The 11,556-nt window shown below is 31.8% G+C and carries 13 protein-coding genes; 9 read left to right on the top strand and 4 right to left on the bottom strand.

Annotated elements, in window-relative coordinates; translation table 11 throughout:
- Positions 1 to 287: 287 nt before the first annotated feature.
- Positions 288 to 1,331, bottom strand: a complete 1,044-nt coding sequence (locus UIB65_RS04015) for an acyltransferase (RefSeq protein ID WP_330039833.1) — start codon at positions 1,329 to 1,331, stop codon at positions 288 to 290.
- A gap of 153 nt (positions 1,332 to 1,484) precedes the next feature.
- Between UIB65_RS04015 and UIB65_RS04010 the strand changes: the two genes are divergently transcribed.
- From UIB65_RS04010 to UIB65_RS03990, 5 genes are all read left to right on the top strand, one after another.
- On the top strand, positions 1,485 to 2,195 hold the full coding sequence (locus tag UIB65_RS04010; RefSeq protein ID WP_330039832.1) for a DUF4013 domain-containing protein: 711 nt from the start codon (positions 1,485 to 1,487) through the stop codon (positions 2,193 to 2,195).
- 204 nt (positions 2,196 to 2,399) lie between these two features.
- Positions 2,400 to 3,833 (top strand): TrkH family potassium uptake protein, encoded by a 1,434-nt coding sequence (locus tag UIB65_RS04005; protein WP_330039831.1) that lies wholly within the window; start codon positions 2,400 to 2,402, stop codon positions 3,831 to 3,833.
- 242 nt (positions 3,834 to 4,075) lie between these two features.
- A complete protein-coding gene (locus UIB65_RS04000) occupies positions 4,076 to 5,002 on the top strand; it encodes a type II secretion system F family protein (RefSeq protein WP_330039830.1) in 927 nt (308 codons plus the stop codon).
- Entirely contained in the window at positions 5,002 to 5,184 is a 183-nt protein-coding gene (locus UIB65_RS03995) for a class III signal peptide-containing protein (protein WP_330039829.1), read from the top strand. Before UIB65_RS04000 ends, UIB65_RS03995 begins: the two co-directional genes overlap by 1 nt.
- A 54-nt stretch (positions 5,185 to 5,238) precedes the next feature.
- Positions 5,239 to 6,099: an alpha/beta hydrolase gene (locus tag UIB65_RS03990; protein ID WP_330039828.1), complete on the top strand. Its 861-nt coding sequence runs from the start codon at positions 5,239 to 5,241 to the stop codon at positions 6,097 to 6,099.
- On the opposite strand, the gene UIB65_RS03985 is transcribed toward UIB65_RS03990, so the two are convergent.
- Both UIB65_RS03985 and UIB65_RS03980 read right to left on the bottom strand, forming a co-directional pair.
- Positions 6,100 to 6,663: a TMEM175 family protein gene (locus tag UIB65_RS03985; protein ID WP_330039827.1), complete on the bottom strand. Its 564-nt coding sequence runs from the start codon at positions 6,661 to 6,663 to the stop codon at positions 6,100 to 6,102.
- Positions 6,653 to 7,234, bottom strand: a complete 582-nt coding sequence (locus tag UIB65_RS03980; RefSeq protein WP_330039826.1) for a TMEM175 family protein — start codon at positions 7,232 to 7,234, stop codon at positions 6,653 to 6,655. Before UIB65_RS03980 ends, UIB65_RS03985 begins: the two co-directional genes overlap by 11 nt.
- 51 nt (positions 7,235 to 7,285) lie before the next feature.
- Between UIB65_RS03980 and UIB65_RS03975 the strand changes: the two genes are divergently transcribed.
- Entirely contained in the window at positions 7,286 to 8,698 is a 1,413-nt protein-coding gene (locus UIB65_RS03975) for a lactaldehyde dehydrogenase (protein WP_330039825.1), read from the top strand.
- Between the two features lie 21 nt (positions 8,699 to 8,719).
- Here the strand turns inward: UIB65_RS03975 and UIB65_RS03970 are convergent, their stop codons facing one another.
- Positions 8,720 to 9,442 carry a tRNA-binding protein gene (locus UIB65_RS03970; RefSeq protein WP_330039824.1) on the bottom strand — a complete coding sequence of 241 codons (723 nt, stop codon included), beginning with the start codon at positions 9,440 to 9,442 and terminating at the stop codon, positions 8,720 to 8,722.
- A 161-nt stretch (positions 9,443 to 9,603) separates the two neighbouring features.
- Between UIB65_RS03970 and UIB65_RS03965 the strand changes: the two genes are divergently transcribed.
- The 3 genes from UIB65_RS03965 to UIB65_RS03955 all read left to right on the top strand — a co-directional run bounded on the left by UIB65_RS03965 (position 9,604) and on the right by UIB65_RS03955 (position 11,556).
- Positions 9,604 to 10,011 carry a PRC-barrel domain-containing protein gene (locus tag UIB65_RS03965; protein ID WP_330039823.1) on the top strand — a complete coding sequence of 136 codons (408 nt, stop codon included), beginning with the start codon at positions 9,604 to 9,606 and terminating at the stop codon, positions 10,009 to 10,011.
- Positions 10,012 to 10,078: 67 nt separating this feature from the next.
- Positions 10,079 to 10,843, top strand: a complete 765-nt coding sequence (locus UIB65_RS03960; protein WP_330039822.1) for an aspartate dehydrogenase — start codon at positions 10,079 to 10,081, stop codon at positions 10,841 to 10,843.
- Positions 10,843 to 11,556, top strand: coding sequence for a tRNA(His) guanylyltransferase Thg1 family protein (locus UIB65_RS03955; RefSeq protein ID WP_330039821.1), 714 nt, complete (start codon positions 10,843 to 10,845; stop codon positions 11,554 to 11,556). Before UIB65_RS03960 ends, UIB65_RS03955 begins: the two co-directional genes overlap by 1 nt.

The raw sequence follows: 11,556 nt of genomic DNA, 5'->3' as shown, positions 1-11,556 counted from the left end.
TAATGGGGAGTAATATGAATGATGAGATTATATTTCTTTTAGTAAATATTATTATTTTTGGGTTAAATTTAGAAAATGCCATAATTTTAAAAATTTTTTGATGAATGAGTTAAATGAATAAATTCATATGGGTCTATTCTGATATAAATGACTGTGTGATGTATTACAAAATGTTAATGTGGAATTAATAATTATTATTTTAGCTTTTTATAGTAATTTATAATTTTTAGATGTGATTGACAGAATTATCCATTCAATATTAAAAATAAAAAGGAGATAATGTTTGTTTATCTCATATACAAAATAAATTTTCCAAATTTTGGAATTCTATATATGATAACTACAGCAATATAACTGAATATTATTAATAGAATCCAAAGGATGATTGCTTTAACAGGTTCTGTAAATGGTAGTTCAACAACAATTGGGAGCAATGGCAATCTGAATAAGTTGTGCACTAAAAATACTGCAAAAGAGTATTTTGATAAAAAGCTAACTAATGGAAATGCTCTAACTTTTCCCATTCTTGAACACAATTCAAATAGTGCAAATGATCCAGTTAAAATGAATGGGAATTCATACCATAAGAAGAATTCATATCCTTTGATGAATGAATAGTATTGGAACAGTACACATATTAAAAATGACACTATTACAATCAGTCCCATGAGTTTAGAGGAATATTTTTTAAATAATCCTTTTTTGACCAAATACCCTAGGATTATGTAGATACCATAAACTCCACCACTAAATCCAAGACAATATTGGATATTGACATTTTGGATGCCATGCATTGACAATACAAGTGTGATGAATGGCAGTAAGAATGCTAAAAGTGTAAATACGATTGTTGCTTGGAAGATTGTTTTTGGGCTAAATTTTTCTAATGCGCTTGATACAAATGGCATTGAAAGATACATTCCAATAATCATAGGCATATACCACATATGGCTAAAGAATAAATTTCCAGCTTCAGAAACATTGACCTGGCTACTCCCAACGGTAATAAACTGTAGACTAATTGCATAAATGATGGCCCAAATTACTGTAACGATAATTAATCCTTTACAGTTTTTGCTCCAAAACTTACGGACACGCTCATCATCATATGCCCTATCCAATAATAAGTAACCTGTAATCATTAAAAAGAAAGGAACCCCTATACGTCCAATAAAAAGTGATGCAAAATCAAATATTCTAGAATAAATTGTATAATTCATTATAGCATCAGAAGATATTATGAAAATACCGTCCGTTGCATGAATATACAGAACTGTTAATATTGCAATTGCACGTACAAAGTCAATCCATTCAACTCTATTTTTACTCATTAAATTTTCTCCAAATTTAATTAATTTTATTTTTCTTTAAAGTTTATTATATAATTTTTCAAGTTTTTCAAAATATATAAATATTGTTTGTTGTAATAAATTAGATTATCTTTAATTTTAAGTATTATATTAAATGTTTATAGGTGAACAAAGATGGAATTAGGTGAAATATTGGGTGATGCTTTAGTTTATCCGTTTCAAAATATTAAAGCATTTGCCATATATCTTATATTGGGAATTATTTTAGGAATTGCAGTCGCCGGAACTTTCGCAGGAATGATGGCTGGTGTTGCAACCGATAACATATTGGCAGTTATTGGATCAGGAATTATTGGAATCATAGTTGCTTTGTTTTTAGGATTCTTTATTTCTGGTTATGAATTAGACATTATAAAGTACGGTATTGAAAGGAGTGGTGGAGCTCCTGAAATTGACTTCGTAAGACAATTTATCAATGGTATCAAATATTTTGTTGTAAGTATTGTTTATATGATTATTCCAATAATTTTAAGTGCGATTTTAGCAATAATCTTCCAGCACTGGTTGTCTTTGATACTTACAATTATTGTGGCTATTATATTTGCATTTGCATTGATTATGGGTCAATGTAGGCTGGCTAAAACCGAAGATTTAGTGGATGCTTTGTCTATTGGTGAAGCTATAGGAGATATTTCTAAAGTAGGTGTTGTAAAACTCATATTGTTCGTTATCGTAATTACAGTCCTTTCATTAGTATTATTCTTTATTGTAGGTTTAATTAATAAATGGAATACTGTCATCGGAGGAATATTGATTGGTATTTTAGGTATTTACATTTCATTCTTCACTGCTAGAGCAACCGGTTTATTATACTCAGATGTTTAAATAAACCGTTTATTTTCTTTTTTTTTATTTCCGATATTTTTTGATATATCTGTATAACTAATTGTTTTACCAATAATCTACAAAATTATCTTATTTTAGATAAATTAATGTAATTACTTTTATTTTCTGTAATATTTTATTTACTAAAACATTTATATACTGATTTATTCAATATCTAATTGTTTAATGTAGTAGGTTAATGCTATGAGATATATTAATAAAAGTGACTTGTTGGTTGTTGCTAGGAATATGGGATTTCTGATGATTGGGATTGGTGTCCTGTGTTTGGTTCCAATTATAGCTGATTTAATATATCTTGAATTTAATGCAATAATTTTTATTATATTTGCGTTGATTTCTATTTTTCTCGGATTAATTTTTGTTGAAGCTTTAAAGAAATATGATGTTAATAAAATGCGTTTAAAGCATGCGATGATGGTATCTACATTATCATGGATATGGGCAAGCCTCATTTGTGGCTCGATACTTCATTTTATAACAGGCATAAGCATGATAGACAGTATTTTTGAATGCATGTCTGCATTAACTGGGAGTGGAATTACGATATATCCTGATGTTGAAATATTGCCATATAGTATATTGTTTTTCAGAGCATTTCAACAATGGGTTGGTGGTTTGGGAATAATTGTCATGATTATATTTGCCCTATCAAAACCTGGTGTTGTATCCTCAAAATTATATCTTTCTGAAGCTCGTGAAGACCGTATTAAACCTTCTATCAAAGCAACAATCAAGCAAACCCTTAAAATTTATTTAATTTTAACCATTTTCGGGATTGTTTTATATTTGATTGTGGGTATGCCTCTTTTTGATTCTATATGCAATACATTTTGTATTATTTCGACCGGAGGTATGAGTATAAAAAATGCAAATGTTGGATTTTATCAAAGCAACCTAATTTATTTTGTTACAATGGTTATAATGATATTGGGCGCAACAAGCTTTCTGGTTCACTTCAATCTTATCCGGACAAGGGGTAAATCATTAATTAATGATTTGCAATTTCGGGTAATGATGGCTTTAATTGCAGTTGCATCTCTATTGATATATCTGACTTCATATATTGTTCCAATGGACATTTTATTTGTTGTGGTCTCAGCCATTACGACAACTGGTGCCAGTATTCAGAGTTCAACCGTAATGGGTGGATGGCCTGCATTTTCTATATTTATTATAATGGTTCTGATGCTTATTGGTGGATCCACTGGTTCTACTGTAGGTGCACTTAAATTGATGAGGGTTATTGCATTTATTAGGGGAATATACAGGAATCTGCGTGAAATATGGTCTCCTATTGGGAGTGTTGTTCCTTTGAATCGTTCAGGTGAAAAAATTTCAGAAAACCTTGTGGAACAAAGCGGAAATTATATAGCTATTTATTTAATACTTATTTTAATTTCATGGTCATTGTTATGTTTATATGGTCATGATACTTTTGATTCATTATTTTTCACCATTTCTATGCAGGGTAACATTGGTTTGGAAATAGGTCAAATATCACAATCCTTGGATTGGCCGTTGAAAATTGCAGGCATGTTCAATATGCTGACTGGAAGATTGGAAATCTATCCTGTATTAATTACCTTAAGAGCCTTTTTTGAAGTATTCCGGAGATAATTGAAAAATTCGGACTCTTTGACTTTCGCAAAAATATGTGTAATTCGAGCAGATTTTGAGTTTTAACTTAATATGTAAAATTTTTTTCTGGTTTTCATGAAGATGTTCTATATCATTTGGATGAGATATTCTAAAAATATGAAAAAATAGATTTTTTTAGTAATTTAATAGTGTTTTTACATTCTAAAATTGTATTGAAATAAAACAAAGATTTTATATCTTTTAAAACCAAATGTTATTTCATGAAATTTAAAATAGTTAATAATTTAGCACTATTATTGGACAATATTGTTCCTGAAAAGTATTTATCTAAATTACAGGAATTTTTACTAAGTGGAGCTATTTTTACTGATGCAAGTAAAGTTTTAGCTATTCTTATAATATTTATTTTAGTATCTGAAGCTGTGTTTACATTAACGATACTAATGTTCAGTTTGCCATGGTCTGTATTGATTCTGCCACTTTTTGTCATTCCTGGCCTTTTCACACATGTTATTGTCCAACAGGAAAAACGGGCACAGGAAATTGAAAAGACTGCACCTGACTTTTTAAGACAATTGTCAAGTATGTTGAAGGTCGGTTTAAGCTTTGAAAATGCAATGGAAGATATGTCACAGTACGGTGAAGGCCCACTATACGATGAAATGAGACGTACAATAATAGAAATACGAATGGGTCGCAATTTTGATGATGCCTGGAGAGCTATGAGTAAACGTTTAAAATCTCGTGAATTGGAACGGATTTTTGATATTATTTTGGAAGGTCGTAGAAGTGGGTCAAGCATTTCAAATGTGCTTTTTGAAGTTTCTGATGATTTGAGGGATTTGCTTGCCTTGAAACGTGAAAGAAAATCTACTGTTACTATGTCTGTCATGTTTCTTTTAATTTCAGCGATTGTTGCAACTCCATTTGCAATTGGAATGGTTGGCGTTTATTCACAATTCATGCAAAATTACGGCATGGAGTCTGAAATCATTTTAACTGCTCCTGTTGCTGGTGAAATATATTTGGTTATTCATTCCCTTTTGGTTGGTTTCATAATTAGCCTGATAATGTATGGTGAGTTTAAAAAGGGAATTAAATTTTCACTTCCTCTATCGGCAGCATCTTTTGGTATTTTTTATTTGATAACTACTTTTGGTGGAAATCTTTTTATGGGGGGTTTTTGATGGATAACAAGGGACAAACTTCAGCGGAATTCATATTGCTGTTTGGTGGCATCATGGTTGTGGTCTTGTTGGCTATTTATATGTACAATAATTATCTATCTGATTTGAGCGGACAAATAGAATCAAGAGAAGTTAAGCAATTCAATTCACAATTGCATAATTTGGGCAATTATTTTAGATAACATTACAAAAAATTATATGTTTTTAAAAACATATTGTTCATTGAGTTAGTTATTATGTCTAATCAAAAATCAATTATTGCAAAAATAGAGGAAGCAATTTTAAAGTCCACCAAGCCAAAGTATATGGATTCTTTAGATGAGATTAATAAATTCCTTGAAGACAAATTAAAAAAAGATGCTAAGCCTCCAAAGAGTATTTTCAAAAGTATGGATTTCAATGGTATGGAAGTTTTCACTTTCGGGGATAAGAATGCTAAAAATACAATTCTTTACATACATGGTGGAGCTTATGTCAATGAAATTAATTGGCAACATTATGTATTTTGCATGTTGATGTCACGAAAATTGGGTGCATATGTGCTTGCACCTGTTTATCCACTCGCTCCTTTGCATAACGTGGAGGAAACTTTTGTGCTGATTACTGAATTATATAAAAAACTAATTTCAAAAGGCAATATCACTTTGATGGGAGACTCTGCAGGTGGAGGATTTGTTTTATCATTCTGCCAATATATTGGGTCTGTTGATTTGCCGCAGCCGGATCATATTGTCACATTCTCTCCATGGGTTGACATTTCAATGAGCAACGCTCCATATAACAGTAAAGATGACCCTATTTTAGGTGAAGTTGGTTTAAGGGAAATTGGAAAGGCATGGGCGGGTAATCTGGATGTAAAAGATTATCGCGTAAGTCCTATTTTTGGTGATAATGAAGGGCTGGCCAAAACACTAATTTTTGCAGGGGATAATGAAATTTTCTATAAGGATATTGAAAAATATGTTCAAAATCTAAAGGAAAGCGGTGTTGATGTCAGATTTATCGTTGGCAAAGGACTGTTTCACATTTATCCATTGTTCCCAATACCTGAAGCAAAAAAAGCATTTAAGGAAATGAAAAAAGAGATAATTGGATAATTATGCATTTATTTTTGGAACAATCCATATTGTAATAATTGATATCAAACAGGATATGATTACTGCAGGAGGATATGCCAAATAACCGATTATCATTCCAATCAGCACCAGAACAACTGTAATTAAAAAAATATGATCTTTTTCTAAAGCCAATTGCAATGCAACATTTCCTGGATCTGATTCTTTTAAAAATCTGGAGATTAATTTGGAAAGAATGGCAGTCACAATAAAGCTTAATCCGTACAGGAACTGTGGGAAGAATACATAGAAATTTTCAGCAACGAATGTTGTCAGATAAGGAAGCAGTGAAAGTACAAACAATGTTAGCCCCATCGTCCAGATTATCTTTGAATCGATTTTATTGACTATGTTGAATAGGTTGTTGTTGAAGTTCCAGAAGTTGAAACATACAATAAAACTTATTGCATAAATTATAAATTCATATTTTAGTTCAAATAATGATTCCCAGCTTCCAGTGGATGCCAATGGAATTTCCAATACAATGATTGTTATTATTATTGCTAAAATCGCATCGATTAGTGCTTCAAATCGTTCAGTTTCCATTTTCATCCTCCTTTATATATCTGCCTATTAAAATCCACAATACTATGGAAATAAGGCAGCAGACATAAATTCCCGGAATGTAAATTGTGTAAGTTAAAATAAATCCGATAATTAGTATAATGGCAGGCAGGTTTAACAGGTATGAATCATTATTCAAAGCCTGTAGCTTTTTATTATATGGATTGCTTTTATATATTGTCCTGTTTGCTAATGTGTGCAGAATATGGGTTACAATAAAAATCACTCCAAACATTGTCTCGGCAGGAATTGAATAAACATTTCTGGCTAGCCATATTGTAAAATAAGGAAGCAAGGATATGACAAAAGTCATTATTCCATAAATCCAGACTGTGGTATTGTCAATATTGTCTACAACCTGGAACAGGTTATGATTGGCGTACCAGATGTTATATAATATTAAAAAACTAATGAAATAAGCAGCATAAATGGATTGTAACTCTAAAACAGCTCCGGGTGTTGGTGATGCAGGTTGTGGTATTTTTAAAACTAAAACAGTTATGATGATTGCAATTATTGCATCAAAAAATGTTTCAAATCGGTTTGTTTCCATAAAATAATATTTATAATTTTTAATATAAAATATTAATTAAAAGGTGATAATATGGATATGCTAATTGGTGGAAAACATATTTCAAGTGAAGACTTGCAGGAAGTTAAAAATCCTTATAATGGCGAAATAATTGATACGGTTCCAATTGCTCATAGGCAAACTGCAGATTTGGCAATTCAGCAGGCAAATAATGCAAAAAAAGATTTAACCGAAATGTCTGCCTTCAAAATATCCAATAAATTATTCAATGTTGTCGAAAAATTAAGGCAAAACAAAAAAGACTTTGCAGAATTGCTGAGTCTGGAAGTTGGAAAGCCGATTAATGAATCCTTGGTGGAAATAGACAGATCCATTGAAACACTTAAGCTAGCTGCTGAAGAGGCAAAAAGAATTTATGGTGAAAGTGTCCCTTTGGATGCCGGATTAAATGGAAAAGGATTTTTTGCATTCACCCAAAGACTTCCGTTAGGTGTTGTTGCGGCAATAACACCATTCAATTATCCGTTAAACTTAACAATACATAAAATTGCTCCGGCTATTGCATGTAAAAATACTGTAATTGTAAAGCCCCCCACCGAAGCGCCTTTAACTGTCATGAAATTTTGTGAGTTGTTGGATGAGGAATTCCCTGATGGAGTTGTAAATACTGTGACCGGATATGGTTCAGAAATAGGGGATTATCTGGTGACATCACCAGAAATTAATAAAATTTCATTTACTGGAAGCGTTACAACCGGAATGATGATATCTCAAAAGGCAGGCATGAAAAAGGTCACCTTGGAACTTGGTGGAAATGATCCTATGGTTGTTTTAAAAGATGCTGACATTGACAAAGCAGTTAAAGGAGTTATCAATGGAGCGTTTTTAAATGCAGGTCAGGTATGTATGGGTGTCAAAAGAATAATTGTCGAGGATGATATAGCCGACGAATTTTGTGATAAGCTGGTCAGCGAAACTGAAAAGTTGATAATGGGAAATCCGTTGGATAGCAAAACAACTCTTGGAACATTAATTTCTGAAAAAGCAGCCATTCAGGTTGAAGAAACTGTAAACAATGCTGTTGGTAATGGTGCAAAGATATTGACAGGTGGAACTCGTGACGGTGCATTTTACGAAGCAACTGTCGTTGATAATGTGAATATGGATATGGATTTGGTTGCTTTTGAAACATTTGGTCCTGTTGCTCCAATCATTCGTGTCGGATCTGTTCAGGAAGCTATTGATGTTGCTAATGACACTGATTATGGTCTTCAGGCAGGAGTATTCACTTCAGATTATGCAAATGCAATGAAATGTGCACAGGAAATTGAGGCAGGAACTGTATTCGTAAATAAACAGTCCACATTCAGAACGGATAATATGCCGTTCGGAGGATTTAAAAATAGTGGTGTTGGAAAAGAAGGAATAAAATATGCAGTTGAAGAAATGACAAAAACAAAATTAATAGGTTTAAATTTAAGATAAAAAGAAAATAAGTATTTAAACTTATTTTAAATAGTTTTCAACAAGGTTACGAGTTTCGTTAAGGGATTCCATAGGGATTCCTTTAGGCATTTGGCCAAGTTCACCTTCAACATCTTTGAGGATACTTCCATTCATACCAAGAAACATTCCTTCACTTACAATGTCACTAAATGCCTGCGGTGGAAGTAGGGAAACTCCAACTTTATTTTCATCTTTAACATTTAAATCATTGGTAACAACAGTTATTGCACGTTTTCCTAAGTTTACATTACAGAGCATAAGTTTATCGTTTTTTGGATGGGCAGTAACACTCATTACCTCTCCAACTTTAATGTCAACTCCCATTATTGGGTCATTAATAGGACCTAATGCCAAACGGTCTTTTAGACCAATGATGGTGTCTAAAAAGAATCTTACTTTTGCAATGTTTTCCTGGGTTTTTTCCCGGTCCTCTTTAGGGGCGTTGCTTAAAAATTTTTTATTCCAGTCGGGACCACCTAAATATTCAATAATTTTTTCAGCTTTTTCCTTTAGGGCTGCAACATCTGGGGAGTTAACCAATTCGTCCCCTTCTAAATATGAATATGTTAATGATTGAAAATCACTATTCATCTGTTTGCCTAAATCAATAGCTTGTTTTTTATTCCAGCTTCCTCTGAATGATGCTGTTGGAATAAGATTCAAATAATTTTCTCTTGCTTTGCTTGCTACTAAAATTCTATAATCTTTAGTTGTGTCCCACATTTGAAGTCCTCTTTCTATTCTAAATTATATTTTAATTTTATAATTTAATAAATTTTTTGTAAAACGACGATTTAATAGTTTTAAAACATAAACTATTTATATTAACAATAAAATAAATTTATACATATTTATTTAATTATTATATTACTTGTGGTGTAAACATGGTAGAAGTTTCAAAATTACGTAGTTTAGATATTTATACAAATACTGGGCATTATGTTGGACGTGTGGAAGACGTTATTCTTAATATTAGATTAGGAACTATTTCAAAATTACAAGTTAGAGCTATTGAACAAGAAAGAAGACCTACTGGTTCAATTGTAAATCAATTATTTGGTTCTATTCGTGGGGAATCTCCAGAGGAACATGATATGAGATCTTTCCAAAATGATTTATTGACTGTGGATTTTGATAAAGTTCAAGCTATTGGGGATATCATGTTAATCAATCCTAGGGACATAAAAAAAGTGAATCAAGAACCACAAATCCCTGATCCAGTAGTTCCAAAACAACCTGAAACTCAACCACAAAACGAAACTCAAGTTCAATTTGATGCTGAAAGATTATAGTTAATCTTTCTTCAATTCTTTTTTTTAATTATCTTTATTCAGAATTTAATTTTATAGTGTGATTTTTATGAAAGTGGGCATTATAGGCTGTGGAGCAATTGCTAATATAATTACAACAAGTATTGTTCCTGAAAATAATGGTATTGAAATAGCATACCTTTTTGATAAGGATATCGAGAGGGCAGAAAATTTAGCTTCTCTAGCTGGCGGTGTTGCAGCACTTGATTTTGATGAAATGGTTGATAATGTGGATTTGGTTCTTGAATGTGCTTCACCGGATTCTGTTAGGTCATTTGCACCTGAAGTATTAGGTAAAGGTCGTGACATGATTATAATGAGTGTAGGGGCATTTATGGACATTGACTTTTATCAGAATATTGAAAAAATTGCAAAAAAGAACAATGCTAAAATACATTTGCCTTCTGGAGCTATTGTTGGTTTGGATGGAATTAAAGCAGTTGCTAAGTTTGGTTTAAAAGATGTTAATCTGGTTACACGCAAATCTCCAAAATCTTTGGGTAAAAATATTGATAAAGAGGAGATTTTGTTTGAAGGAAAGGCATCCGAAGCTGTTAAGGAATTTCCTTTAAATATCAATGTTGCGGCGACAATTAGTGTTGCCTGTCAAAGGGATATTAATGTAAAGATTATTGTAGACCCTAAGGTGGATAGGAATGTTCATGAAATTACTGCAAGAGGTGATTTCGGTGAATTCAAAACAACAACTATGAATTATCCTTGTGCTGCCAATCCGAAAACCAGTATGTTGGCGGCACTTTCAGCTATTAGGTTGCTTAAAAGTTTCAATGAAACCATTAGTGTGGGTATGTAATGAAGGATTTTGAAGTTTATTCATCATTGAAAGTTCCGAAAAACTCAAAAATTATTGTCAGATTAGACGGCAGAAGTTTTCATAAGCTGGCAAGGGATTTAAATCTGGTAAAACCTTATGATGAAAATTTTTACAGAGTCATGTCAAAAGTCTGCAATGATTTATTTAAAGAATTTTCTCCTGTGTTTGTATATACTTTTTCAGATGAAATAAGCTTACTTTTAGATAAGATACCTTTTGATGGTAGAATTGAAAAAATCAATTCTGTAATTGCTAGTTTTACAGCTAGTTCGTTTGTATTGCATTATGATGAGGATTTTAAAAAACCACCATCTTTTGATTCAAGAATCATTCCAATTTCTGATGAAGATGTTTTAAAATATTTTAAATGGAGACAGGACGAGTCCTGGAAAAATTGCATTGCATCCCATGGAATTTCATTTTTGAAATCGAAATATTCAAATAAACGAGCAAACGACATGATAACTGGACTCAAGTCAAGCGAAATTCATGAATTGCTGTATCAAAATGGCATTAACTTGAATGATGTTGAAACGTATAAGAAAAGAGGAATTGCAGTATATAGGAAAAATAAAAAAGTTGTTGGTTTTAATAAAAAAGAGAATAGGGAACAGGTGTCATATAGGACTTATACTTATGTGGATTGGGAAGTTCCGAAATTTAATAAAGAATTTTTTGAAAATTTGATTTAG

The organism is Methanobrevibacter sp., from assembly GCF_036307625.1.
GTDB lineage: Archaea > Methanobacteriota > Methanobacteria > Methanobacteriales > Methanobacteriaceae > Methanocatella.
Note: the sequence above shows the minus strand (reverse complement) of the source record. Positions and strands in the feature narration are given on the sequence as shown.